We start from the raw sequence: 24,775 nt of genomic DNA, 5'->3' as shown, positions 1-24,775 counted from the left end.
ACTACTCGAATACCGCTGCCGCGCCGATCACCACGACAACGATCACGAAGTTGATCAGCAGCAGTGGCCAGACGAAGCGCAGGAACTTGTCGTAGCCGACCTTCGCCATGGCCAGCCCGCCGACAACGACGACGTTGGTCGGGGCGACCATCAGCATGAGGCCGTGGCCCATCTGGAAGGCGGTGATGACGAGTGCGCGGCTGACTCCGGCGAAGTCGCCCAGCGGGGCGAGCAGCGGCATCGCCAGGGTGGCGTGACCGGAACTGGACGGGATCAGGAACGCCAACGGGATGTTGACGAGCATCACGAGAATGGCGAAGACTCCGGCCGAAGCGCCGCTGACCAATTGCTCCATCGCGTTGAGGATGGTGTCGAGGGTTTCGGTGTTGGTCATGATCACCGAGACGCCGCGAGCGAGCAGGATGACGATCGCCGGGCCGACCATGTCGCCGGCTCCACGCGTGATCAGGGAGACGATCTTCTTCTCACCCATCTTCGCGACTATGCCGACGAGAACGGCGGCGAGGATGAACAACATCGCCAATTGTGGGAACCACCAGTTCAACTCGAACCAGTAGGGCTCGGTTGCCGTGACGTGGTACGCGTCGTACTCGGCGGGTCCGGTGGTGGCGCCGAAGATGCTCGACCAGGGGATGACGGAGAAGATCATCAGTCCGAAGGTGAGTCCGGTGATGAGCAGTACCAGCTTCTGAGTTCCGGTGAGCTTGCCGTCGATGTCCACCGGCTCGGCCGGTTCCTCGTCTTCGTCGTCCTCGATGTCGAAACCGACAAGCGACTTGGACGGATCTTTCTTCACCTTTGCGGCGTAGCGGAGAACGAATACCACTGCCACTGCGGTCAATACGATCCACAGGATCACGCGCAGCACGATGCCGTCACCGATGGAGACACCTGCTTCGCCGGAGGCGACGCCGATCGAGAACGGGTTGACCGTCGACGCCATGTTTCCGACCAGTGCGCCGAGGATGATCATGGTGGCCGCGACCATGCGGTCATAGCCCAGTGCCGTCATCAGCGGTATGAGCAAGGCGTAGAAGCCGAAGGTCTCGACCGAGAAGCCCATCGTCGAACCGAGCAGTGAAAACAGCACCATGATGACGGTGATGAGCAGCCAGCCCTTGTCGCTGAGCTTGGTAGCAAGTTGGGAGACAGCGGTTTCCAGGCTGCGTGTGGCAAAACTGACGGAGATGAAGGCGCCGAGCGCCATGATGAAGAGGACTACGCCGACCGAACCGAAGAGCCGTCCGATGTTGTCGGTGTCGACGAACCCGGTGATCGAATCCTGTACGCCGTACAGGCCGTTCACGGGAGAGAGGATCAGTTGCTGGATTCGTTCCCAGAACGAGAGCGGAGACGTGACGGTCTCGAAGCTGCCGGGAACGGGTGAGCCGTCCACGTCGACGCCGAAGCGTCCGGCCGGAATGAACAGTGCTGCAACCCAGACCAGGACGGTGACGATCGCGAGCATCGTGACCGCACCGGGAAACTCGAACTTCTTCTTGGCCGGAGTAGGTGCGGATCCCGTGTCGGTCTCGGTGCTCATTTCTTCCCCTCGAAGGTGTGTGCGTATTCCTGGAAGAACAGTGCCTTGGCGACGACGGCCTTCTCGAGCTCGTCGAGCAGGACGCGTTCGTTGGGGCCGTGGATGTTCGCGTAGCCGTCGGTGGCGCCGAACAACAACTTCTCGGCGGTCGGCACTGCTGTATCCAAGGCCATGACGAGGGGGATCGAGCCGCCGCCTGCCATCAGCCCGGCCGGCTCACCCCACGACTGCGAGAGCGCCGACAGTGCCGCGTCGAAGGCCGGTCCGCCTTCGGCTGCCGCGAATCCGTCGCCGGTTTCTCCTGCGGTGACTGTCAGTTGTAAACCGAAGGGGCGCAGGGCTTCCAGATGCCGTATCAGCGCAGCTTGCGCGTCCGCTGCCGGCTGGCGTGGGTGCACGCGCAGATTGACCACAGCGCGGGCAGTGCTGGCGACAGCATTGACGGCGCCGTCCACCGGGGGAGCGTCGATACCGGTCACGGTGATTGCCGGGCCCGACCAGATGCGTTCGCCGATGCCGCCCGTTCCGAGCAGTGGGAGCCCGTCGCGGATCTCGGCGAGGGTGCGGAACTCTTCCTCGGTGTACGAACTGCCGGTCCACGGTTCGCGGAGGAGGCCGTCGACCGCCACGTCACCGTTATCGTCATGCAGGGACGCCAGTGCGCGGATGAGCGCGAGGCGGGCGTCGGGTGCAGCGCCGCCGTAAAGGCCGTTGTGCTTGTCGGCGCCGAGAGTGGTCAGTTCGACGATCACCTGGGCAGATCCGCGCAATGCGACGGTCAAGGTCGGTGAGCCGGGGCGAACACTGCCGACATCGGCGATGACCATTGCGTCGGCCGCAAACAATTCGGGGGCCTCCGGCGGATAGTTGTCGAAGGGGCTGCCGAATTCTTCCTGGCCCTCGATGACGAGCTTGACGGTCACCGGCGGCTTTCCGTCGAATACGCGAAGTGCGCCGATCATGCCGATGACATTTGCCTTCGAATCTGCAGTGCCGCGGCCGTATATCGCGCCGTCACGCTTGGTCGGTTCGAAAGGGGGAGATTCCCAGAGTTCGACGTCGTCGGCAGGAACGACGTCGTAATGCGAATACATCAGTACGGTCGGGGCTCCCTCTGGGCCGGGAACTGTTGCGATGATGACGGGCGCAGTTTTACCTGTTATTTCGAGTTTCTCTATCTTCGTGACTCCGGCCTTCTCCAGTAGAGAAACGATCAGGTCGTGAGCCTCGAACAGGGGTTCGCTGGGGAAACCCTCGGTTGCTATCGACGGGATACGAACAAGTTCGACGAGTTCCGACTCCAGTGCCGGCATCAAACCCGCCACTGTTTCCTTGATTGTGGAATACGAGGGTGACGCGAATTCTTCCGGCACGGAACTGACTCCTTCTGGGAAAGGCGGAAAACATTAGAGCAGAGTCTTACACCCGATATATGTGCCGTGAAAGGGTGACCCGAACAAAAGGCCGAAGTGAGGTGTCGGTCCCGCGATTCTTGACATTGACGTCAACGTCAACACACACTGTGACGGTGACCACCAGCGAAACGCAGGAGCGAGCGCGGACAGCCCGCAAGCTCGGGGACGGTCCACGTCGGGCCGGCCTGCTCGACACCGCTGCTCTCTGTTTCGGCGAACTCGGATACGACGCCGTGACCGTCGAGACCATCACCACCAGGGCCGATGTGTCCCGAGCGACCTTCTACGCGTACTTCTCGTCGAAGGACGAGGTCTTTCGTGCCGTCGCCGAAATGATGTGCCGACGGTTTCTCGACGCCCAGCACATGGAGGGTCCAGCGGCCGAGGATCTACGCGAAGTTCTCAGAACGACCACATCGGCGTTCATCACGGCCGTGTACACCTACGGGGACCTGCTCGCGGTGATCGAGCACCGGGCGCGGGTGGATTCCGAGGTCGAGCGCAGTTGGTCAGCAGTTCGCGAAAAGCTCGTGAGCCGCTACGTACGCTTCGTCGAACGTATTCGACAGGTTCACGATGTAGATCCCTGCGTTTCGCCCCCGGTGCTCGTTCAGATGATCTCGGACGCACAGATGGCCGGTGGAGCACGACTGAGTAAGGCGAGTGTCGAAGAGCAGAACCAGTTCATTGCAGATATGACGACGATGTCCGAACGGTTGATCGGGTTCGAAGAGTCGAAATAGATTTCTTTTACGAATGGAGTGATCGGTGGCAGAACAAGACGTGCTCGAAGCGGCTCTGGCGGAAATCACTGCGCTGCAGCAGGCGCATTGGCCCGCCGGGATTCCCCGCGCCGTCGAGTATCCGCTCGAAGGCGGGGGACTTGTCGACTACTTGCGGCATTGGGCGCTCGAGCGGCCGGATACTCCCGCAATCGTCTTCTACGGCCGCGTCATCACGTACGCCGAGTACGACGAGCTTTCGGATCGTTTTGCCGGATGGCTGCTTTCACTCGGAGTCGAACGAGGTGATCGTGTCGGCGTTCACCTGGTCAACTGCCCGCAGTTCCACATCGCGATGCTCGGCATTCTCAAGGTCGGTGCGGTTCACGTGCCCATCAATCCGCTCTTCCGTGAACACGAATTGATTCACGAACTCAACGATGCCGGCGTCAAGGTCCTACTGACGCAGAACACTTTCTCGAAGCTGGTGAAGAAGGTTCGCTCACAGACTTCACTCGAACACGTCGCGAAGACCGCAGTATCGGACATGCTGACTGCGATCCCCACCGTCGAACTGCCCTTCGAGGTCGACGATCCGCGCCTGAGCGACTGGCAGTCGATCATCACCAGTGAGCGGGCGACTCCCGTTGCCACCGAACTCGATTCCCTCGCCGCCCTGAACTACACGGGCGGACCGACGGGAATGCCCAAGGGCTGTGAGCACACTCAGCGCCACATGGTTTACACCGCGGCCACCGCGACCCTTGCCGGTGGTGACCAGGTGGGTGCCAATCCGCCGGTATCGCTGGTGTTTCTGCCGATCTTCTGGATCGCGGGTGAGGACTTCGGCATTCTGGTTCCGCTCGTCAACGGCGGAACCGTTGTCCTGCTGAATCGTTGGGATGCGGAGACCACGCTCGACGCGGTCGAGACCTACGGTGTGACTTCGCTGGTCGGAACCGTCGACAATTACGTCGAACTGATGGACACATCAGGGTTCTCGGAGCGAAATCTCTCGACACTCCAGAACGCCATGGCAGTCTCGTTTGTTCTCAAACTCGATCCGGCCACGCGCCAGCGGTGGCGCGAGGCTACCGGCGGTGTTCTGCGCGAAGCGAGCTACGGCATGACCGAAACCCACACCGCGGACACGATCACCCTCGGTTTCCAGGACGGCGACTACGACTTGAAAAGCGAGCCGGTGTTCTGCGGAATTCCGGTGCCCGGTACCGACGTTCTGATCGTCGATCACGACGGCAGGCCGGTTCCCGTCGGCGAGCACGGACAGATCATCGTGCGCAGTCCGTCGATCCTTTCCGCGTACTACCGCAACGAGGCTGCCACCGCCGACGCCATCCGTGACGGCTGGTTGCAGACCGGCGATGTCGGAAAGTTCAGTGAGCGTGGTGGTTTGCACTACCTGGCGCGAAACAAGGAAATGATCAAGACCAACGGCATGAGTGTCTTCCCCTCCGAGGTGGAAGCGCTGCTGATGCTGCATCCCGCGATCGAAAAGGCTGCGGTGGTACCGAAACCGGACCAGGACAAGGGGCAGGTGGCTTTTGCGTTTGTCCAGCTGGTCGAGGGTTCCGACACCGCGGCCGACGAGATCGTCTCGTGGGCCAAGGAGAACATGGCTACGTACAAGGTGCCCGAAGTGGAAGTGCTCGAGGCGCTTCCGATGACTGCAACAGGAAAGGTGCGCAAGGGCGATCTGTTCGAGCGCACTCAGGGGGACAAGTGAGACTGCTGATTGCGAACCGCGGCGAAATTGCGCTGCGGATCATTCGAACTGCCCGTGAACTCGGGATCGAAACGGTGTCGGTTTACGCCGAGGACGACGCGTCCAGTCCGCACGTCGCGGCGGCCACGGAGTCGGTGCCGCTCGGAGCCTCGGGCGCATCCGCGTACCTGGATCAGAGCGCACTGCTGAAGATCGCGGCCGAAACGGGCGCCACGCACGTGCACCCGGGCTACGGATTCCTCAGTGAGAATGCCGAATTCGCGCAGGCGTGTACCGAGGCGGGCATCGTCTTCGTCGGCCCGGACGCCCAGGTTCTCCGGACTTTCGGCGACAAGGCCAGCGCCCGCACTGCGGCGGTCGACTCCGGCGTACCGGTCCTGCCGTCGACATCGGCGAACGCCGACCTCGACGAGGTGCGTGAATTCTTCGAGCGCAACTCCCGCGGCATCATGATCAAGGCGCTCAGCGGCGGCGGTGGCCGCGGCATGCGCGCGGTGCGCGACCCGAAAGCGCTTGACGACGCGTACCGTGTGTGTGCGGCCGAAGCCCAGTCGGGATTCGGCAGTTCGGCACTGTTCGCCGAGGTACTCAGTGAGCACGCTCGGCACATCGAAGTGCAGATCGTGGCGGCGCCGGGGCAAGGCGGAACCCACGCGCTCGCTCTGGGTGACCGTGATTGCAGCGTCCAACGTCGGCATCAGAAGTTGATCGAGGTTGCGCCCGCGCAGGGGCTGTCGGGGGCCCTGCGCGAGCGTCTTCACGCTGCGGCCGCAAGGCTGTGCGCCGAGGTCGGCTATCGAGGCATCGCGACGGTCGAGTTCCTGGTCGAGGAACGCGGATTCGTCTTCCTCGAAGTCAATCCCCGAATTCAGGTGGAGCACACGGTGACCGAAGAGGTCACCGGAATCGACCTCGTCGCCGTGCAACTCGCTATCGCGGACGGGGTTCAGTTCGAGGACCTGGACCTGCCAACCGGAATCACTGCTGTCGAGAAGGTATCGGAGACAGTCGGATCCGTGGCGTCGGCGTCGGGGATCGCGATACAGGCCCGCGTCAACATGGAAACCATGACGCCGGACGGCAATGCGCTACCGTCCTCTGGCACGCTCGACAACTTCACTCCTCCGGGCGGACCCGGCGTGCGAGTGGACACCTTCGGTACGGTCGGACTCTCGCCGAGTGCGCGTTACGATTCGCTGCTGGCGAAGGTCGTCACCCACACGCGTCGATCGGATTTTCCTGCCGCTGTGCGCAAGTCGATTGCTGCTCTGAGTGAGTTCACCATCGACGGCGTGGCGACCAACCTCGAATTCCTGCAGGCAATACTGTCGGACAAGGACTTCCGCGACGGCCTGGTCGACGTCGACTGGTTGGGTTCTCGATTGGCGGACCTCGTTCCCGAAGCGGGCCCACAAACACCCTCCGCGAGTGTGGACATCGCGCCGGACGAGGACGTGGTCCGTGCACAGATGGCGGGAATCGTCGTCGAACTTGCCGCAGTCGGTGACGGCGTCCATGCGGGTGGCCAGGTCGCCGTCCTCGAAGCGATGAAAATGCAGCATGTTCTCTCGGCGCCCGGTGACCTCGAAGTGGTCCGGATCCTGTCGTCACCGGGGAGATCGGTGAGTGCGGGCGAACCGTTGCTCGTCGTCCGTAGCGCAAGCGCGGGATCGAAGCTCGCCGAGGTCGACGAGGTGGACCTCGACGACGTACGTCCCGATCTGGCGGAGATCATCGCTCGCCACGAGGTGACCCTGGATGCGGCGCGGCCCGCGGCAGTGGCGAAGCGCCACAAGCTGGGGCGGCGGACTGCTCGCGAGAACGTCTACGACCTGGTCGACGACGACAGCCTGGTCGAGTACGGCGCTCTCGCACTGGCTGCGCAGCGCAGTCGGCGAAGCGAGGAAGACTTGATCGCCAACACTCCTGCTGACGGTCTGATCGGCGGAGTGGCGACCATCAGCGGCGGCGAGAGCGTCGTGATCTCGTACGACTACTCGGTGCTGGCCGGTACCCAGGGCATGCGCAATCACGCCAAGACCGACCGCCTGCTCGAGATCGCCGATCGCAAGCGGGTTCCGGTAGTGCTGTTCGCGGAAGGTGGCGGCGGTCGCCCCGGTGACACCGATGCAGGGGCGGGAGCGGGCCTGGAACTGGGGACCTTCCGCGCGATGGCGGCGCTGAGCGGGCGGGTGCCCATGGTCGCCGTCGTGTCCGGTCGTTGTTTCGCGGGCAACGCGGCCCTGGCCGGCGCTTGCGACGTGCTGATCGCGACGCCCGACGCCAACATCGGCATGGGCGGCCCTGCCATGGTCGAGGGCGGCGGGCTCGGAAACTTCCGCCCCGAGGACATCGGCCCCATCGACGTGCAGCGCCGTAACGGCGTCGTACACCTGGTGGCTGACGACGACGCTCATGCGGTGGCGCTGGCCAAGCAGTACCTCGGCTACTTCCAGGGCGCGAGCCAGGCGTGGACGGCTCCGGATCCGCGGCTCTCCCGGCACGTGGTCCCGGAGAATCGTCTGCGCTCGTACGACGTTCGTGGAGCGATCGAGGCGATCGCGGACGTCGACAGCGTCCTGGAACTGCGTCGAGATTACGGTCGCGGTGTAGTGACGGCGCTCGTTCGTGTCGAAGGAGTTCCGTACGGTGTGCTGGCGAACAGCAGCGAGCATCTCGGCGGAGCGATCGACGCGGAAGCCTCGGACAAGGCTTCGGATTTCCTGGAACTGCTGGAAGCGCACCGCATTCCTCTGGTGACCCTCTGTGACACACCGGGATTCATGGTGGGTCCGGACTCGGAGGAGGAGGCGACGGTCCGAAGGTTCGGCAGATTCTTCGTTGCCGGTGCTCGCCTGACGGTGCCGTTCGGAACGATCATCCTGCGCAAGGGTTACGGGTTGGGCGCCATGGCGATGGCCGGTGGTTCCTTCCACGCACCCGAATTCACGGTGGCGTGGCAGACCGGCGAGATCGGGCCGATGGGTCTGGAAGGTGCCGTGCGCCTCGGTTTCCGTAAGGAACTCGAATCCGTCGAAGACCCGGAGGCTCGGGAAACTCTGTTCGGTCAGTTCGTGGAACTGGCCTACGCACAGGGCAAGGCGCTGATGGCGGCGACCACGTTCGAACTGGACGATGTCATCGATCCCGCCGATACCCGCGCCTGGATCAGGCAGCTCGGCAGAAACAGTTGAGATCCTGCTGATTCGAGCTGTTGCCGCACGTAGGCAGGGCAACTAGCCTTGCCCACGTGTCGGCTGCGCGAGATAACGTCCTGATCATTCATTGGCACGACCTGGGCCGACACCTCGCGAGTTACGGTGTCGCCGGGGTCAACAGCCCCAACCTGGACCGGCTGGCGGCAGAGGGCATCCGGTTCACCGACGCACACGCGACGGCGCCGCTGTGCTCGCCTTCGCGCGGTTCTCTCTTCTCGGGCAGGTATCCGCACAACAGCGGTCTGATCGGGTTGGCGCACCACGGCTGGGAGTACCACGCTGAGGTGCAGACGCTTCCGCAGATCCTCTCCGACAACGGTTGGTACACCTCGCTCTTCGGCATGCAGCACGAGACTGCGTACCCGAAGCGGCTTGGCTATCACGAGTACGACGTCACGAACTCGTTCTGCGACTACGTGGTTCCGCGTGCCCAGAACTGGCTACGACGCTTCCCGCCCGAGCCTTTCCTTCTCACCACGGGGTTCTTCGAAACGCATCGGCCGTACCCGGCCGATCGCTATACCCCGGCGGACACCGCAGCGCTGGAGGTTCCCGGATACCTTCCCGACGTGCCGCAGGTACGCGAGGACTTGGCCGAATTCCACGGCAGCGTAGAGGTAGCGGACGCCGCGGTGGGTGATCTGCTCGGGACGCTCGAGGAAGAGGGGCTCGACGAGAACACGTGGGTCTTCTTCCTCACCGATCACGGCGCCGCGTTCCCACGTGCCAAGTCGACGCTCTACGCCCCCGGCACCGGCATTGCGTTGATCGCTCGCCCTCCGGCTCGGTATCGCAGTGGCGGAAAGGAATACGAGACACTGTTCAGCGGTGTGGATCTTGTTCCGACCATTCTCGATCTCCTCGGTATCGACGTCCCCACCGAGGTGGAAGGGCGCTCGCACGCCGATGCCCTCGTCGATCGTGGAACCGAGTCGTCCGAACCTGTCCGGACCTCCTTGTTCACGGAGAAGACCTTTCACGACAGTTTCGATCCCATTCGCGCGGTGCGCACCAAGGACTACAGCTACATCGAGAACTACGCCGTCCGCCCCGCTCTGGATCTACCGCTCGACATCGAGGACAGTCTTTCCGGAAAGGCGCTCGGCACCGAGCATCTGGCGGTACGCGCACCCCGGGAGCTGTACGACCTCCGTGCCGACCCCGACGAGAAGATCAATCTGATCGATCGACCGGAAGTCTCGGCAATACAGGCGGAATTGTCCTCGCAGCTTCACACGTGGCGCGCCGAAACGGATGATCGTCTCCCGGACGAGGCATTGGGAAGCGCGATGGCGGTGCATCGCATGGCGGCGTACCTCGAGAAGATCGGTGTCCGACCCAACGTGCGGTCCGCCTACAGTGCGGACCGCGGTTACCTCGAGTCGGACACCGAAAACCCTTAGGGCCTGGCGGCTTCGCGCTCCTCCAACAACGCGATGACCCGCCCGACCAGTTCGTTGATGTCAGCGCCTGTCGTATCGAAAGCCAGGTCCGGGTCCTCCGGAGTCTCGTACGGTGCGTCGATTCCGGTGAGCCCCTTCAGTTCACCGGCCCGTGCACGCGCATACAGGCCCTTGGGATCTCGGCGTTCGCATTCTTCGACGGGAGTGGTGACGGCAACTTCGAGGAAAGTGAGCCCGGCAGCTTCGTTGAGAGCACGCGCAATTGCTCGATCCGAACGCAGCGGTGAGACCATCGACGCGATGGCCACGACGCCGGCGTCGGCGAACAGTCGAGTGAGATGCCCGACGCGCCGGATGTTCTCGGCCCGGTCTCCCGGCGAGAACCCGAGATCGTCGGAGATACCGTGGCGGACGTTGTCACCGTCCAGGAGATACGCGGTTCGTCCCGCGTCGACCAGCGCACGTTCGACAGCCACAGCGACGGTGGATTTTCCGGAAGCAGGTAGGCCGGTCAACCAGATCGTCGCGCCCTTCTGGGTCGTCGACGCCCACCGCCGCTGACGTTCGAGTGAAGACGGATGCCACTTGATGTCGTTGCGGGTCTGCTCACCGGGAACGACGACGCGTGGCTCGAGAATGGTGCCGGCGCCGACGGTGTCGTTGCTCTGCTCGTCGATCAGAATGAAAGCGCCGGAGTCCCGATTGTGGTCGTAGGTGTCGGCGACCACCACGGAACTGGTTCGGAGCGTGACCGTTCCGATGTCGTTGAGCCCCAGTTCGACTGGGCTGTCCTGCTCGTCGAGCGTCTCAGGGTCGAGTCGGGTGTGCAGTTCTTGAACCGTCGCGCGCACGGTCCGGGACGTGTGTTTGAGCGCTATCCGATCGCCGGCTCGCAATGGAGTGTTCGACAACCAGCAGATCGTGGCTTCGAGTTCTCGGGCCAGAACCGGCAAATGGGCCTGCGCACCGCCGCTGACCAGAACGTCGCCACGTCCGACGTCGATGTCGTCGGCCAGTTCCACCGAAACCGACAGTGGTGCAACGGCAGTACTGCGGTTGTCGTCGAGGGTGTCCAGGCTGATCACGGTGCTCTTCGATCCGGACGGCAGTACCACTACCTCGTCCCCGACGCTCAGTGTGCCTGCCGAAATCCGGCCGGTGTACCGGCGCCGATTCTGCGGATCGGGGCGCGAAACCCACTGCACGGGAAGCCGAAGTTCCTCGATGTGCGTTGCGGGCGCATGGAGTTCGACGCCTTCGAGATATTCGAGAAGTGTCGGCCCGTTGTACCACTCGGTGTTCTCCGAGCGGGTCACGACATTGTCGCCGGCTTTCGCGGAGACGGGGATGGCAAGTACGTCGCCTCGCCCGAGCTGGCGTGCCAATACCCGCAATTCTTCCTGTACCTGAGCGAATCTCGCTTCGTCGAAGCCCACCAGATCGATCTTGTTCACCACGGCCACAAGGTTCGGAACACCCAGTAGCGCTGCGATTCTGGCATGCCGACGCGTCTGACGCAGCACGCCGGTCCTCGCGTCGACCAGCAGGACCGCTACGTGAGCGTTGGACGCGCCGGTGAACATGTTGCGCGTGTAGCGCTCGTGTCCCGGGGTGTCGGCAAGTACGTAACTTCTTGTCGGAGTGGAGAAGAATCGGTACGCGACGTCGATCGTGATGCCCTGTTCGCGCTCGGCGCGCAATCCGTCGGAGAGTGCAGCCAGGTCGGCGACACCGTGCTCGTCGGTCACGGAATCGAGGTGATCGGTTGGCAGGCTGTCGGTGTCGTGCAACAGTCGGCCGATCAGCGTGCTCTTGCCGTCGTCGACGCTACCCGCCGTGGCCAGCCGAAGGAGTTGGCGAGTGATGGTGGTGGTCATCAGAAGTAGCCCTCACGCTTTCGGTCTTCCATCGCGGCGACCGAGGTTCGGTCGTCTGCGCGAGTCTCGCCTCGTTCGGAAACCGTCGCGGCCGAGATCTCGGTGACGACGTCGTCGATGGTGGTGGCGTGCGATCGAACGGCGCCGGTGATGGTCAGATCGCCGACGGTTCGATATCGCACCCACTCGGTCGTTGCCGCGGCGTTCTCGGCGTCGGTGCTGAATTCCGAAGCAGCGAGGAGCATTCCGTCGCGCTCGAATACCCGCCGTTCGTGCGCGAAATAGATGGGCGGCAGTTCCAGCTCCTCCTGGGCTATGTAGCGCCAGATGTCGAGTTCTGTCCAGTTGCTCAGCGGGAAGACACGAACGGACTCTCCGCGCCTGATCCGACCGTTGTAGAGCGACCACGGTTCGGCCCGTTGCGCCCGAGGGTCCCACTGGCCGAACTCGTCACGGAAGCTCAGGACTCGCTCCTTGGCTCGCGCACGTTCCTCGTCCCGGCGGGCGCCGCCGAATGCGGCGTCGAATCGCCCGCCTTCGAGAGCGTCGAGCAGAGTTCTGGTCTGCAGGCGGTTTCGCGATCCGCTGGTCTCGGTCGACTCCTGCACTCGACCCTGGTCGATCGAATCCTGAACGGAAGCAACCAGAAGTGTGTGCCCGCCCTCCTTGATTCGGCGATCGCGAAATTCGATGACTTCCTCGAAATTGTGACCGGTGTCGACGTGTAGGACGGGGAAAGGGAGTGGGGAGGGTCGAAACGCCTTCTCGGCGAGTCGAAGCAGGACTATCGAGTCCTTGCCGGCCGAGAAGAGCAGTACCGGTCTTTCGAGTTCTGCCGCCACCTCTCGAATGATGTGAACCGCTTCGGATTCGAGAACTCGGAGTTCGTCGACAACATCGGTGACGGTGCTCATGTGACGGGGTATCCGTTCTGTTCGGCGTCGATGCGATAACGCTGCACCCATTCGCGGGAGCGTCCGTCGCTCTGACGACGCAGCGGCGGTGGTGGGGCCAATTGTCCGTCGAGACCGAGGGAAATGAGGGTTTTTGCGACCACGGACTGCGGGTCTTCGGTGAGATCGCGGAACCCGATCTCGATGGGGGAGATGTCCTCTTCCTCGAACCAGCGCTTCCACTGTCGTTCCTGCTCACCGAGAATCGTCACCAGGTGTGCGATTCCGAGCGCGTTGTACTGCGCACCGTCCGAGAGATTCGGTGGGGTCGCGTCGTCGCGCCAGACCTGGGTCTGCACGGCTCGCCACATCGATACAGCCTGAGCGACAACATCTTCTCGATAGACGTGGATGAACTGCAGGTCGTGATCGAGGGTGTCGTGGAGTGCGGAACGTAGATCTGTCCCACTGCGCCACGGCAATCCGGCTGCGCGATCGAGCAGGAGCGGTGTCTGATTCCACATCAGCTTGCCGCCCCAGACTCCGTTGGGTGTTCGGCCGAGTTCGAGAAGTTGTGTGCGCCACTGCTCGGAGGTGCGGGTGTCCGGCGTACCCGGGTGGAACGGGGCGAGCAGACCCAAGACGGACTCGTCCGTGACGTCTTCGAACCACTGCCTCGGTTGCGGCGAACGCGAGGTCTCGGGGAGGTACTGGAAGAACTCTTCCGGCTCACCCGCGACCCCTGTTGCTCGCAGGGATTCGACCAGCAAAGTACTGCCACTGCGCTGCGAAGCGCAGACGAGAAACGAGCGTTGGGCCTCCGTCATGCGAGCAACGCTAAGGGTGGCCGGAAACCGCCGCAAGCTGGGAAAATAAACTCACGTAGAGGTTAAATCTCGACGTGAAACGTTAAATGTGCGGGTCACGAAATCTTGTGCTGAGGCACGTCTTACGCAGTTGTCGCAAGGGCCGCGGCGAGCCCGAATGCGATGGCCATGAAGACAACTTCACCGATGGCACGGCGAAGGGATCCGTCCGAACTCATGCGGTGTGCAGCACTTGCGACCACCCATGTCCGGCGCCACCACCATCCCAGTGCGACGAGCATTGCGATCGCCACGATCTTGGCGAGGATCACCCGGCCGTAAGCGGTGTCGTAGAAGGCGGAGAGCGAGTCGAGTCGCACGACGGCGTTGACGATACCGGTGACGACCAACGCGAGGACACATCGCCAGGCGAGGGCGGAGTACCTGGGCAACCAGATCGCCCAGGCACCGCGCGACGGTACGGCAAGCGCGAGTGCGGCGAGCACGCCGAACCACAAGGCCGCAGCGAGGACGTGAACGGCGTCGAGGATCGATCCGAAGCTCTGCTGCGCCATGTGCCCGGTGATCGGGCGGGCAGCGAGCGCCAACGCGGAGACGACCAATGCCGGTGCGACGGGCACCGTCTCGGGATTGGTGAACCCGTAGATGCCGTAACAGACCACGGCAAACGCGCACGCGATGATCGCGACACCGACGCGGCCGACGTTGACCTCGGAGACGAATGCGCCGAAGTGCCCGATGGTCAGTGAGGTGACCGGGGCGCCGTCTGCGGCTGCGGCATTGAGCACGAGGAGCGTGATCTCGGCGACGAGCCAAACCGCTGCCGCCGCGGTGAGCTGAGTCCACATGATCGCGGGGGTTGTTGCCGGGCGGCGTTCATTGCGGCCCATCCAGGCAAGCGTCGCGATGCCGAGCGTCAACGAGCCGCATCCGATCGCGAGAACGCGGACAGTGCTCGACGATTCGGGTCCCGACGGACTCGCGAGGCCCCAGGAGATGAGGACTCCCAGCAGAGCTGTGGGTACGGCAAACAGCAACCACCACCTGTTTGCCGTACCCGTCACGCGATCAGCTCGACTTCGGCTTACGCAGCACGAAGAACAGCGCACCGCCGAACACGACGACGCCGGCGACGATGAAGATCCACACCGGCATGCTGCCGGACTCCGACTCACCCGTACTCGATGCGGCGGCAGCGCCGGGAGTGCCCGACCCCGCCTCGGTGAGGGTGAAGGTCAGAGTTCCGTTGACGGGGTGACCGTCGGCGGAAGTGACTCGGTACGCGATGGTGTAGACGCCGGTCGGCCCGAGATCGCCGAGGTCTGCACTGACAGTGGGTCCTTCGACGGACGGATCGCTCTTGGTCCAGAGGTTGCCGTCCGGGCCGGTGACCGTCAGTGCCGCGAACTGCGCCTGCAGAGCCTCGTTGAACGTGACCGAAACCTTGTCAGGCGCAACCTGAATGGAAGCGCCGTTTTCCGGGTTGGAGCCGACAACCGCGGAGTGCGCACTGGCCGTGCCCATTCCGAGCATCGTGGCCAGCATCGCGAGCATGCCGACGGTGATGACCTTGATCCGGGTACTCATCAGCGCTTGCTCCTGACCAGTGCGCCGAGGCCGAGTGCAGCGCCCAAGGCGCCGAGCACCAGGCCGACGCCGCCGAGCCAGCGCGCGGTGTTGTCTGACGAAGAAGATTCGGAAGCAGCGGACGTCTCGGCAGTGTTATCGGCAGCAGGCGCTCCGTGAGCATCGCCGGTGGATGCGGCGAGAGTCAGCGTCGGCGCGGGCTTGTCCGGCTCGCTGCCGTCGGCAAGTTCTTCCTGATCCCAGTTGACGACGTTGCCGTCGCTGTACGTCTGCACGGCCTTGAACTCGACCTCTTCCTGCTCCGGCAGCGGGCCGGCGGAAAGGACGAACTGCTGGAACTGGCCGGGGGCGATTCCGACGCCGGGGTCGGCCGTCCAGGTCACGGACTTCGCGACCAGCGAGGTGGGGTCCTTCTCGACGACGGCGGTCCAACCGGGCATCGGTTCGGTGCGTGCCGACTTGAGGTCGGGGAGGGCCACCGTCAGCTTGGTGGTCGAAGCGGTGTCGGATTCGGTGGGCACGCGGAACGTGAGAACGGAGTATCCGCCCTGGGTGGCTCCTGGTGCGACGACGCTGACGTGTGCTGAAGCAATTCCGGCGGCCAGCAGCACAGCGCTGCCGGTAGCGACGGTCGTGACAACCGCACGCGAAATCAGGGTGTTCTTCATGTCGGGAAGTGTCCTCTTGGTCTGGTGACGGGGTGGGGAGTTCTACGAATCTTCAGACCAGGGCAGGAGGACCGCGCCGCGAGATGCTGGCGCGAAGAAGGGCGTCGACGGGTCCGTGATGGATTCCGGTCGAGACGGTGTGGCCGCGGGAAGTGACGGCGGCGGGAGCCAGGGACGCCAGGACGACGTGGAGAGCGTGGGTGACAACGCGGTAGAGGCGCTCGGCGGCCAGGACCGCCACCGCACAGGCGACGGTGGCACCGGCGTGAGCACCGAGCATCACCAATCCCGGAGCGGGCGAATGAGCGTGCTCGGAGAGCGTCATGGTGGTGTGGGCGGCAAGCTGACCCAGGCCAAGAGCCACGATCAGGGCAGCGGGCCCCCGGGAGAGGGCGGGAAGGGTGGCCGTCACGGCGCCGACGGTTGCGCAGACGGCGAGCAGCAGGGTCAGCGACGACGACTGTGGCAGCTCGCCTCCGCCGATTCCATGCGCGGCGACAGCGAGAGCAGCCGAAGCGGAACCGACAGAGATCCCCCGGAGGGTCGCGGTCTGCTCGGCTGCTCTCACTGGCGTTCTCAGGTCTAGCGCACGCCGAGACGTGCGAGCAGATCTGCTTCGACGCCGTCGAGTTCGGAAGAAATTGCCTGGTGAGCTGCCTTACGGCGAGCCTGCGGCATCTGCTCGGCAGCGCGAACTGCCGTGCTGAGATCGCCGAGGCGCTCACGGATGGCGGCGGCAAAACGCTGCGTCTCCGCATCGTCGGGCTTGCGGCTGAGGATCTCGGTGACCGAGCTCTCGGCACCGGCGATACGAGCGCTCAACTTCGCGCCGTGACCGGTGTAGTCACCGAGCTGGTCGACGGCGATGCCCATCTTCTGCGCGCGCGTGGTGTCGAGCTGGGCGCGCACTGCCGTGGCAGCGCGGTAGGCGATCGGCAGGAGAACGGGGGCAAGCAGACGTGCCACACCAAGGTACTTACGCACCTTGGCGACAGTCAGGCCCTGATTCGCAGCGGCTTTCTCCTGCGCCTTCAGGGTCGCGATCTGCGCCTTTTCGATCTTGTGCTGTGACTCGATCTCGGCTTTCTCCAGCTTCTTGAGCGACTTGGTCTCGACCTTGTCGCGCTTACGCTGGCTCTTGGCGTTGAGCTTCGCCTCGACCTCAGCCTTGTGCTTGAGAGCCTTTGCCTCCGCCTTGCGGGTGGCACGAGACTTTCGCTTCTTGAACAACCCCATCGAAAAGGACCCCGTTTCCAGGTGTTTGTGTGTTGCCAGGTACCTGCGCTTCGGCTTCAGCCTAGGGGAGCACATAATCTTCGTCATCGTGTGTTCCGTTAACAACCCCGCGCCCCAGCTCCCGATCATCGATTCGGGGGCGTTGACCCGATGCCGTCATCGGGTGCGTCTGGACGGGTTGTTTCCCGGGAAATCGGCTTCGGAACCCGTCGACACCGGCGTCAAGCAGCGCCAGGATGCCGCGATCGCGAAGCGCGCGGAGATCGCCGACCTGGTGATCGGCGCTGCTCCCGAGCGTTGGGTGAAGATCAACCCCGATCAATCGGCGTCGGCTCAGGCTCGTGACACTCTTGCTGCCTGTGAGGCCGGCGCGGACCGGATCTGGGGCGCGGTCTTGCCCGTCGAGCGCGACACCGGACGCAAGGGCCGCTGCGAAATGCTCATCCGTGACGACGAGGGCGGCGGGTACATCCCCGTCATTGTCGTCAATCACAAGGTGACCGATCCCGGCCAGGGCGCGATCACCTCGGGGCTCCTCGAATGGGAGCCCGCGGTCGATCCCAAGCGCAAGGTCCGCAGCCAGGTCCGCGATCAGATGCGCGTCGCGCAGGTCTATCGGATGCTCGAGCGTCGTGGGCTGGCGAGCCCGTCGCTCACGGCAGGCGCGATCGGATACAACGGAGACTGCGTCCTCGTCCACGACCTCAGTGCGATTCTCGACGATTACGACGAGCGTTTCGCCGACCGTATCGCTGTTGCCCGCGGTGAGGTGCTGACGTCTCCGTCACAGGTGAGCGAGTGCAAGTCGTGCCCGTGGTGGACCGAATGCAAGCAGGAGTTGGTTCGCAACCGCGATGTCAGCCTGGTGGCTGTCGGATCGCGAGCTGAGCTTCTGCGCGACGTCGGCTGCAACACGATAGATCAGCTGGCCGCCTGGGACGGTGAGCCGCTCGAGGATTGGCCGCACGGAAATTTCGACGACGCAGTCGTGATCGCCAAGGCGTGGTTGGCAGATGCTCCGTTGGTGCGGCGGTTCGAGAAGATCTCGGTGACTCGGGCGGACATCGAGATCGACGTCGACATGGAGAGCTATCAGGAGCACGGCGCCTACCTGTGGGGAACGCTGCTCAATGTCGGTGGCTTCTCGATGTATCGAGGATTTGCGACGTGGGATCCGCTGCCGACGCGTGACGAGGCGCGGTCGTTCGCGGAGTTCTGGGGCTGGCTGATGGCGGAGCGTGCCGCAGCCGCTGCTTCGGGTAAAACCTTTGCTGCGTACTGCTATTCGCGTTCGGCCGAGGACAAGTGGTTGTTGGACTCGGCGCGCAGGTTTGCCGGCGAGCCCGGGATTCCGAGCAAGGACGAGATTCGTGAGTTCATCGACAGTCCGCAGTGGGTCGACATCTATCAAGCGGTGAGCGATCAGTTTATCTGCCCGAACGGCAAGGGGCTCAAGAAGATTGCCCCCGTCGCCGGGTTCAACTGGCGTGACGCCGAAGCCGGTGGTGAAGCGTCGATGGCGTGGTACCGCGAGGCGGTCGGCTACGACGGTGAGCCCGACGAGACGCAGCGGACACGCATCCTGCAATACAACGAGGACGACGTCATTGCCACCAAGGTTCTACGTGAGTGGATGACGGACCGTGCGGAGAAGGAAATTCCGCTGGCTTCCGAGTTGTAGCGCTGATCCGTTCTGTCGCTATTGTCTGAAACATCCTATTTAACAGTGTGTTTCAATTCGTAGTTTCTCGTCATCGTGTGCCCCGAACCCGCATCCGCGCTACCTTCATCTGGTCGGCTCCACGATGGAGGGTGTTGCATGCTGAGCAGGCTGACTTCGAGTGCGAGCGACGCCGATCTGTCTGACGTCGAGCGGCGCGACCTCTTCTCTCGCCAGGTCCGTCAAGTGACAACGGTAGCTCCGCTGGCCAACGTCGCGAATTTCTTCAGTGCGTGCGCTTTGTTGGCCTATGTCGTGCCGCCGGCACACGAAGAGTTCCGCCTGATCTGGGGAGCGGCAGCGCTCGCAGTCATCCTCAATTCGGTGCGTGTGTGGATGCCGAGGGCCATTCAGGGAGAGAGGTATTCGCCCAAGCACACGACCCGGTACGACTACTGGGCACTCATGCTCGAAGTGGTACTGCTGGGTGTTTTGTACACGATCCTCGCGGCCGAGATGCTTCCGGTGATAGACGGTTCACGAAAGCTGGTTCTGATCGCGACCATCGCCGGTGTGGTGGGTGCCGGTGCAGTTGCGCTGTCGACTGTTCGGTCGCTGGGTTTGGCCTGGATTCTGGTGCACGGCCTGGGATTGTTATTCGTCATGCTTGCCGGGGCGACGGCCGAGTACTTCGTCCTTTCGTTTCAACTCGTTGTCTACATCAGTATTCTGTGCGTCGGCGTCGTGTACCTCTGGGCGTCGTTCCGAAGTCGTTGTCTTGCCGAGTTCGAGGCTGCTGCCGAGCGCCAGACGGTCAGTTTGCTTCTCGACGATTTCGAGGGCGGGTCACGCGATTGGCTGTGGGAAGTCGACACCACCGGGACGTTGTCGCACACCTCCGCTCGGCTGTCGCAGATCTCGGGAGTCTCTGTCTCCGACCTGCGAACCCTGTCGCTGCGCGGATTGTTGGATCGGCTCGACGTCGGTTCGACGAAGAGTGGACGAGCCGCGGTCCACGTCATCGGAGATCACCTCGACCGCCTCATGCCGTTTCGAGAGGTCGTCATTCCCGTTCGTGTCGGCGGCGTCGACCGATGGTGGTCTCTGTCGGGTCATCCCAGGCTTTCCGAGGCCATGGAGTTCGTGGGTTGGCGAGGCGTGGGCTCGGACATCACCGAGAAGTACAACTACGAGCGGCGAATTCTGTGGCTCGCTGCAACCGACGGACTGACCGGGCTCCCGAATCGCCGGACGTTCGGCACGGAGCTGTCCGACGCGCTCGGCGCTGTCCGGACCGGCGAGCAGGTTCTTGTCGGCATCCTCGACCTGGACAATTTCAAGTCGGTGAACGACACGTTAGGACACCCCGTCGGCGACAAATTGGTGATTTCCGTTGCTGCACGGCTCAATCGGGTGGTCGACGGCGCCATGTGCGCCCGAATCGGTGGCGACGAATTCGGCGTCGTCTTGCGGGGGACAGGGGACGGCGGCGAGGTGTTTGCTCGCTATCTGGGCGCACTGCGTGAGCCGTTTTTCGTGCGGGGGAATCGCATCGAGGTTCGTGCATCGATCGGTTATGCCAGCTCGCCGGCAGATTCCGAAGACGCGGACACGCTTGTCATGTCCGCGGACCTGGCGCTGTATGCCGCAAAATCCGCCGGCAAGAACCGGGTCGGAAAATACCACCGGCGCTGCGGGCGCGGGCCAGGGAACGAGCATCGGCCCTGCAAGAGCTTGGGCTTGCGATCGAGTCTCGGCAGTTCGAGCTGTACTACCAACCGCAGGTTCGTGCGGACACCGGCCGCGTCGAGGGATTCGAGGCACTGCTTCGCTGGAACCACCCGGTGCGGGGAGTGCTTGCGCCGCGCATCTTCATCGATGTCGCGGAAGAGACGGGTTTGATTGTCCCGCTGGGGCTTCAGGTTTTACACATGGCCTGCGCCGAGGCGATGACCTGGCCCGATGATACCTACGTGACGGTAAACGTCTCTCCGGTGCAACTGATGTCGTCCGGCTTCGGATCAGCAGTCAACGATGCGCTGGAGGCATCCGGTCTGTCCAGCAAACGGCTTCAGCTGGAAATCACAGAGACGGGAGCGGTAGAGGAGCTTGCCGTCGCCGAGCTGGATCGCCTGCGTGCCACCGGAATTGCGATTGCCCTGGACGACTTCGGAACTGGCTATTCGTCTTTCGAGAGTTTGAAGAACCTGCCGTTGGACATTCTCAAGATCGACCGGTCGTTCATCACCGAACTGAGTGAGGGTGATTCGGCAGTTGTCACTTCGGTGGTCGAGGTGGCGAAGGCGCTCGGTATGCAGTCATTGGCGGAAGGCGTGGAGACGGCCGACCAATTGAGTCTCTTGCGTACCGCCGGTTGCGAATTGGTTCAGGGTTACTACGTCAGCCGACCGATGCCGGCGACGGAAGTGGCCGAGTACCTCAGCGCAACTGCCCAATCCAGCGGTGGGTATTTTCATTCGTTCTGACAACCGTGCGCCTTTATTAACCGCGGGCGGTTAATAAAGGCGCACAGCAGGGAAGTTAGCGCGGCGCCATGCGGAGAGCGCCGTCCATGCGGATGGTCTCGCCGTTGAGGTAGTCGTGCTCGACGATCATCTGCGCGAGTTGCGCGTACTCGGACGGCTGGCCCAGGCGGGACGGGAACGGAACGCCGGCCTCCAGGCCCTTGCGGTACTCGTCGGTGACGCCTGCGAGCATCGGGGTGTCGATGATGCCGGGGGCGATGGTGTTGACGCGGATGCCGAACTGCGCGAGGTCACGGGCAGCCGGAACAGTCATGCCGTGCACGCCGCCCTTGGAAGCGGAGTACGCGATCTGGCCGATCTGTCCTTCGAAGGCAGCAACGGAAGCGGTGTTGATGACGACGCCACGCTGGCCGGACTCGTCGACGGCCTCGGTCTTGGAGATGGCGTCGGCCGCGAGGCGCATGACGTTGAAGGTGCCGAGCAGGTTGACGGTGATGACCGTGCGGAACAGCTCGAGGTCGTGCGGACCCTTCTTGGACAGGATGCGTCCCGCCCAGCCGACACCGGCACAGTTGACGACGATGCGCAGCGGGGAGCCCGACTCGACGATCTGGTTGATCGCTGCCTCGACCTCTTCGCCGCTGGTCACGTCGGTGGGGATGAGAGTGACGCCGGCGGGGACATTGTCGCCTGCGCGCTCGATCGACGCGGGCAGATCCAGGCCGAAGACGGTAGCGCCGGCGTCGGCGAGGCGCTTGGCTGTTGCGGCGCCGAGGCCTGATGCCGCTCCGGTGACCAGTGCTGCGGTTCCCTTGATTTCCACTTCGTGTGCTCCTCGAGTTAGCGATCGGTAAGGCGGTGGTGCGTGTCGAGAACCATAACGCGAGGGTGTATGTGAGGGCGAACGCGCGAGACCCGCGTAGGGCTGGGTACCTTGGACGCGAGGTCTGAGAGCAAAGCACCGGACGAGAGGGGACCTGCGTGAGCAAGGCGCCTGTGCGTCCCGCCGCTTCTGTCGAGAATTTCGAGCGGTTGCAGCGCGACCCGCTCTTCGAAGATCTTGCCGAGCTGATTGCCGAGGTTCTCTCCTACGCGTTCGATGCGCCGGCCGCCGTCGAGATCGAACAGTGGACGATCAGTTGCCTGCCGTCGACAAATCGATCGGCGGAGCGCCATCGCTTGTTCACACTCAACATCGGTCCGATGGAGATTCTGAGCGTCGAGTGCCATCTGGTCGGCGGTAAGCCGATCGAGCACGTCATGTCCGTGTACGTATCCAGTTCGGCACTGGAATCGCGAACCGGCTGCAGCATCGAAGAACTCGATGCCAAGCACGATCTGGTCGCCATCAGACGCACCGAGTTGGCGTCCGCCGACGGCGACGGGACCGTGATCGACTGCAGTCTCGAGGACTCGGATGCGTTGGAACAGTTTGCTCAACTGCCCGTCGACATGACGACGGTTCGTCCGCTCGCGGAGCATCTTGTTGCCAAGGGCAAGGGCCCATTTCGGCAGTATCACAACTCCGGATTCGCCAAATATGTACTGGAAAGGTCGCTCGACCATGGTTGATCAGTTGCCCATCCGCCTCCCGCGTGTGCTGCGAGACGGGGACGATGCCGGCGCGGTCGACGTGCTGCAGGAATACTTCACGAGGCCGCTCCGAAAGACGGGCTATCTCCGTACCGGTGCGCTGTGGGATTCCTGGGATCCCAGTGGCAACCGCGATCGTGATGCGAACATCTTTACCGCGGAAGATCTTGTTGCGGTGACGCTTCTGTCGGTTCAGGTTCCGGCGCAAGGGGCCTTCTTCCTACTCGGGGAGAACAATGCCGAACTGAACCGACTCCTGGCTGACGTGGGCCCCGATCGCGATCTGTCGAACGAACCCGATCCCTTCACTCCGGAATCTCCGGTGTGGCGGTTGGAGACGGCGCTTCGCGAGATTCACGGCGTCGGGCGAACCATGGCGTCCAAACTGATCGCACGCAAGCGTCCGCGGCTCTACCCGATCTACGACGACGTCATCGGGCGGGAGTTGGGAACGAAGGCTGCCCATCTGGAACCGGTACGAGAGGCCTTGCACGACGGAGAATTACACGTGCGATTGCTCGACTTGCGAGTTCGGGCCGGACTGGACGATGCCATTCCGGCGATCCGGGTGCTGGATGTGCTCGCCTGGATGCAGGGTAAGGGATACAAACCGGCACTCTAGCTTTCTTGTCGGTGGGCAGGTCTAGTGTCGAATGTATGTTCGATAATGGATCGACGGGCGGTGTGGGGGCAGTTGTAGATGACGGCCGTCCTGTCGTCGATCCACTCGTGCTGCCGGACATGCTCTTTGCAACGGCGCAGAGCGAGAACATGCTGGCCGCACAGAAGGTGCTCGGTGCGTCCATGTTGTCGGAGTCGAGATTCAATGCGGAACTCGACGTGTCCGGTGATGTCGACAAGGCGTGGCGGATCGCGTGCAACGAGATCGCGGTCATGCTCACGTGTTCGCGGCGCACAGCCGAAGTTCACAACGAGATCGGTGACGCCTTGCGCGAGTTCCTTCCGCTCACCAAGGCCGCATTTGCTGCCGGCGAGCTGGACTATGCGCGCGTGCGCAAGATTGTCGACGGACTCACCGGGGTCGACCCCGAGGCGATCGCAGCACTCGAGCGCCGGGTACTTGCCTCGGCGCACCGTCTTCCGCCCGGGCAACTGGAGCGCGACATCGAACGTCAGCTCTTTGCCTACGATCCGGATGCTGCTGCCGAACGTCGCCGGAAGATGCTGGAGCACCGCGATGTTCGCACGCGTGCAGACCGTCACGGACTCGCCCAGTTGCAGGCAACACTCAGCGCGAACGAGGCTGTCGAAGCGCTTGGCCTGATCAACGAGGCCGCCGGAAGCGTCTGCAACCACGATCCACGAAATGCCTCGACGCGCCGGCCGACGCGCTGGTTGCTCTCCTGCACGGTGAGAACGGGCTGACTTGCCAGTGTGGCAGCGAAACGTGCGAGGCAGCATCCCCATCAGGTCGATCAACTGCGCCCTCACGTCGGAAGCCGTTGCTGCACATCGTGTGCGATCTGGCGACGCTCCTCGGGTTGACGTCAGATCCCGCGAGTATCGACGGGTACGGGCCAATCGATCCCGACTTTGCTCGCGAGCTTGCCGCCGATTCCACTTGGCAGGCACTGTTTGTCGACTTTCGCTCTCAGGCCGCCGGGAATCGACCGCGTCGGCAACATGCTCCGACTGTCCTGCCGCTTGTCACCCGACGTGATCGCCTGAGTCGCGAACCGAAAGGCTGCGGAGATCGGATTCGGGCGATGCAACGGTTGGTCGCGCGAGCCCCGGACATAGTTCGAAGATCGGATGGGCATGGCGCCCAACCTGATCCACCTCCCGGCGCGCTGACCTATGCTCCGGGAGCGGCTCTGGCCGCATGGGTGCGGGCCGTCGACGGTCACTGCCGGTTCCCTGG

Annotated in this window: 20 protein-coding genes and 1 pseudogene; 10 read left to right on the top strand and 11 right to left on the bottom strand. The window is 63.4% G+C overall.

The features are described 5' to 3' along the window. Position 1: 1 nt before the first annotated feature. Entirely contained in the window at positions 2-1,564 is a 1,563-nt protein-coding gene (locus ACKAMS_RS07690) for a YfcC family protein (protein WP_020905699.1), read from the bottom strand. Next, a complete protein-coding gene (locus ACKAMS_RS07685) occupies positions 1,561-2,937 on the bottom strand; it encodes a M20/M25/M40 family metallo-hydrolase (RefSeq protein ID WP_020905700.1) in 1,377 nt (458 codons plus the stop codon). The genes ACKAMS_RS07690 and ACKAMS_RS07685 overlap by 4 nt, the downstream gene beginning before the upstream one ends. Before the next feature lie 149 nt (positions 2,938-3,086). Here ACKAMS_RS07685 and ACKAMS_RS07680 point away from each other — a divergent pair, with 149 nt between their 5' ends. The 4 genes from ACKAMS_RS07680 to ACKAMS_RS07665 are packed head-to-tail and all read left to right on the top strand — an operon-like array spanning position 3,087 to position 10,066. Beyond that, positions 3,087-3,722, top strand: a complete 636-nt coding sequence (locus ACKAMS_RS07680; RefSeq protein WP_019746323.1) for a TetR/AcrR family transcriptional regulator — start codon at positions 3,087-3,089, stop codon at positions 3,720-3,722. Positions 3,723-3,747: 25 nt separating this feature from the next. Then, complete coding sequence (locus ACKAMS_RS07675) at positions 3,748-5,445, top strand: AMP-binding protein (RefSeq protein WP_408988829.1); 1,698 nt, start codon at positions 3,748-3,750, stop codon at positions 5,443-5,445. Next, positions 5,442-8,639, top strand: a complete 3,198-nt coding sequence (locus ACKAMS_RS07670; RefSeq protein ID WP_408988828.1) for a carboxyl transferase domain-containing protein — start codon at positions 5,442-5,444, stop codon at positions 8,637-8,639. The genes ACKAMS_RS07675 and ACKAMS_RS07670 overlap by 4 nt, the downstream gene beginning before the upstream one ends. 56 nt (positions 8,640-8,695) lie before the next feature. Continuing rightward, entirely contained in the window at positions 8,696-10,066 is a 1,371-nt protein-coding gene (locus ACKAMS_RS07665; RefSeq protein ID WP_408988827.1) for a sulfatase, read from the top strand. Here the strand turns inward: ACKAMS_RS07665 and cysC are convergent. From cysC to ACKAMS_RS07625, 8 genes are all read right to left on the bottom strand, one after another. Next, a complete protein-coding gene (gene cysC, locus ACKAMS_RS07660) occupies positions 10,063-11,943 on the bottom strand; it encodes an adenylyl-sulfate kinase (RefSeq protein ID WP_084325545.1) in 1,881 nt (626 codons plus the stop codon). The two genes, ACKAMS_RS07665 and cysC, sit on opposite strands and share 4 nt — an antisense overlap. Continuing rightward, positions 11,943-12,857, bottom strand: coding sequence for a sulfate adenylyltransferase subunit CysD (cysD, locus tag ACKAMS_RS07655; protein WP_408988826.1), 915 nt, complete (start codon positions 12,855-12,857; stop codon positions 11,943-11,945). The genes cysC and cysD overlap by 1 nt, the downstream gene beginning before the upstream one ends. After that, positions 12,854-13,663: a trehalose 2-sulfotransferase gene (stf0, locus tag ACKAMS_RS07650; protein WP_019746329.1), complete on the bottom strand. Its 810-nt coding sequence runs from the start codon at positions 13,661-13,663 to the stop codon at positions 12,854-12,856. Before stf0 ends, cysD begins: the two co-directional genes overlap by 4 nt. Positions 13,664-13,785: 122 nt before the next feature. Beyond that, entirely contained in the window at positions 13,786-14,727 is a 942-nt protein-coding gene (locus ACKAMS_RS07645) for a copper resistance D family protein (protein WP_408988825.1), read from the bottom strand. A 4-nt stretch (positions 14,728-14,731) separates the two neighbouring features. Further along, a complete protein-coding gene (locus ACKAMS_RS07640) occupies positions 14,732-15,250 on the bottom strand; it encodes a copper resistance CopC family protein (protein WP_029254160.1) in 519 nt (172 codons plus the stop codon). Next, positions 15,250-15,918 (bottom strand): YcnI family protein, encoded by a 669-nt coding sequence (locus ACKAMS_RS07635; protein WP_020905708.1) that lies wholly within the window; start codon positions 15,916-15,918, stop codon positions 15,250-15,252. The genes ACKAMS_RS07640 and ACKAMS_RS07635 overlap by 1 nt, the downstream gene beginning before the upstream one ends. Before the next feature lie 52 nt (positions 15,919-15,970). Beyond that, positions 15,971-16,486, bottom strand: coding sequence for a hypothetical protein (locus ACKAMS_RS07630; protein ID WP_019746333.1), 516 nt, complete (start codon positions 16,484-16,486; stop codon positions 15,971-15,973). 14 nt (positions 16,487-16,500) lie between these two features. Then, positions 16,501-17,154 carry a DUF6474 family protein gene (locus ACKAMS_RS07625; protein ID WP_003944178.1) on the bottom strand — a complete coding sequence of 218 codons (654 nt, stop codon included), beginning with the start codon at positions 17,152-17,154 and terminating at the stop codon, positions 16,501-16,503. Positions 17,155-17,278: 124 nt separating this feature from the next. On the opposite strand from ACKAMS_RS07625, the gene ACKAMS_RS07620 reads away from it, so the two are divergent. The 3 genes and pseudogenes from ACKAMS_RS07620 (at position 17,279) to ACKAMS_RS07610 (ending at position 21,300) form a co-directional block, all read left to right on the top strand. After that, positions 17,279-18,835 (top strand): TM0106 family RecB-like putative nuclease, encoded by a 1,557-nt coding sequence (locus ACKAMS_RS07620; RefSeq protein ID WP_408988860.1) that lies wholly within the window; start codon positions 17,279-17,281, stop codon positions 18,833-18,835. Positions 18,836-18,973: 138 nt separating this feature from the next. After that, positions 18,974-20,428, top strand: a pseudogene (locus tag ACKAMS_RS07615) (diguanylate cyclase domain-containing protein); the annotation flags it as partial. Beyond that, entirely contained in the window at positions 20,380-21,300 is a 921-nt protein-coding gene (locus ACKAMS_RS07610) for a putative bifunctional diguanylate cyclase/phosphodiesterase (RefSeq protein ID WP_408988859.1), read from the top strand. The pseudogene ACKAMS_RS07615 and the gene ACKAMS_RS07610, both read left to right, overlap by 49 nt. Positions 21,301-21,355: 55 nt before the next feature. Here the strand turns inward: ACKAMS_RS07610 and ACKAMS_RS07605 are convergent, their stop codons facing one another. After that, positions 21,356-22,123, bottom strand: a complete 768-nt coding sequence (locus ACKAMS_RS07605; RefSeq protein ID WP_019746337.1) for an SDR family NAD(P)-dependent oxidoreductase — start codon at positions 22,121-22,123, stop codon at positions 21,356-21,358. 158 nt (positions 22,124-22,281) lie between these two features. On the opposite strand from ACKAMS_RS07605, the gene ACKAMS_RS07600 reads away from it, so the two are divergent. From ACKAMS_RS07600 to ACKAMS_RS07590, 3 genes are read left to right on the top strand one after another with little or no spacing between them, the layout of a single operon-like run. After that, complete coding sequence (locus ACKAMS_RS07600; RefSeq protein ID WP_029254163.1) at positions 22,282-22,872, top strand: hypothetical protein; 591 nt, start codon at positions 22,282-22,284, stop codon at positions 22,870-22,872. Then, positions 22,865-23,515 carry a DUF6308 family protein gene (locus ACKAMS_RS07595; RefSeq protein ID WP_020968069.1) on the top strand — a complete coding sequence of 217 codons (651 nt, stop codon included), beginning with the start codon at positions 22,865-22,867 and terminating at the stop codon, positions 23,513-23,515. The genes ACKAMS_RS07600 and ACKAMS_RS07595 overlap by 8 nt, the downstream gene beginning before the upstream one ends. A gap of 35 nt (positions 23,516-23,550) precedes the next feature. Beyond that, positions 23,551-24,279: a DUF222 domain-containing protein gene (locus ACKAMS_RS07590; protein ID WP_408988824.1), complete on the top strand. Its 729-nt coding sequence runs from the start codon at positions 23,551-23,553 to the stop codon at positions 24,277-24,279. Positions 24,280-24,775: the final 496 nt, after the last annotated feature.

It is taken from the genome of Rhodococcus sp. 5A-K4 (genome assembly GCF_046097995.1).
GTDB classification, from domain to species: Bacteria; Actinomycetota; Actinomycetes; order Mycobacteriales; family Mycobacteriaceae; genus Rhodococcus_F; species Rhodococcus_F erythropolis.
Note: the sequence above shows the minus strand (reverse complement) of the source record. Positions and strands in the feature narration are given on the sequence as shown.

Bases quoted from the DNA above. Each gene is read 5' to 3' on its own strand.
- ACKAMS_RS07690 (WP_020905699.1), bottom strand. From the start codon at position 1,564: ATGAGCACCGAGACCGACACGGGATCCGCACCTACTCCGGCCAAGAAG.
- ACKAMS_RS07640 (WP_029254160.1), bottom strand. From the start codon at position 15,250: ATGAGTACCCGGATCAAGGTCATCACCGTCGGCATGCTCGCGATGCTG.
- stf0 (WP_019746329.1), bottom strand. From the start codon at position 13,663: ATGACGGAGGCCCAACGCTCGTTTCTCGTCTGCGCTTCGCAGCGCAGT.
- cysD (WP_408988826.1), bottom strand. From the start codon at position 12,857: ATGAGCACCGTCACCGATGTTGTCGACGAACTCCGAGTTCTCGAATCC.
- ACKAMS_RS07635 (WP_020905708.1), bottom strand. From the start codon at position 15,918: ATGAAGAACACCCTGATTTCGCGTGCGGTTGTCACGACCGTCGCTACC.
- ACKAMS_RS07625 (WP_003944178.1), bottom strand. From the start codon at position 17,154: ATGGGGTTGTTCAAGAAGCGAAAGTCTCGTGCCACCCGCAAGGCGGAG.
- cysC (WP_084325545.1), bottom strand. From the start codon at position 11,943: ATGACCACCACCATCACTCGCCAACTCCTTCGGCTGGCCACGGCGGGT.
- ACKAMS_RS07590 (WP_408988824.1), top strand. From the start codon at position 23,551: ATGTTCGATAATGGATCGACGGGCGGTGTGGGGGCAGTTGTAGATGAC.
- ACKAMS_RS07595 (WP_020968069.1), top strand. From the start codon at position 22,865: ATGGTTGATCAGTTGCCCATCCGCCTCCCGCGTGTGCTGCGAGACGGG.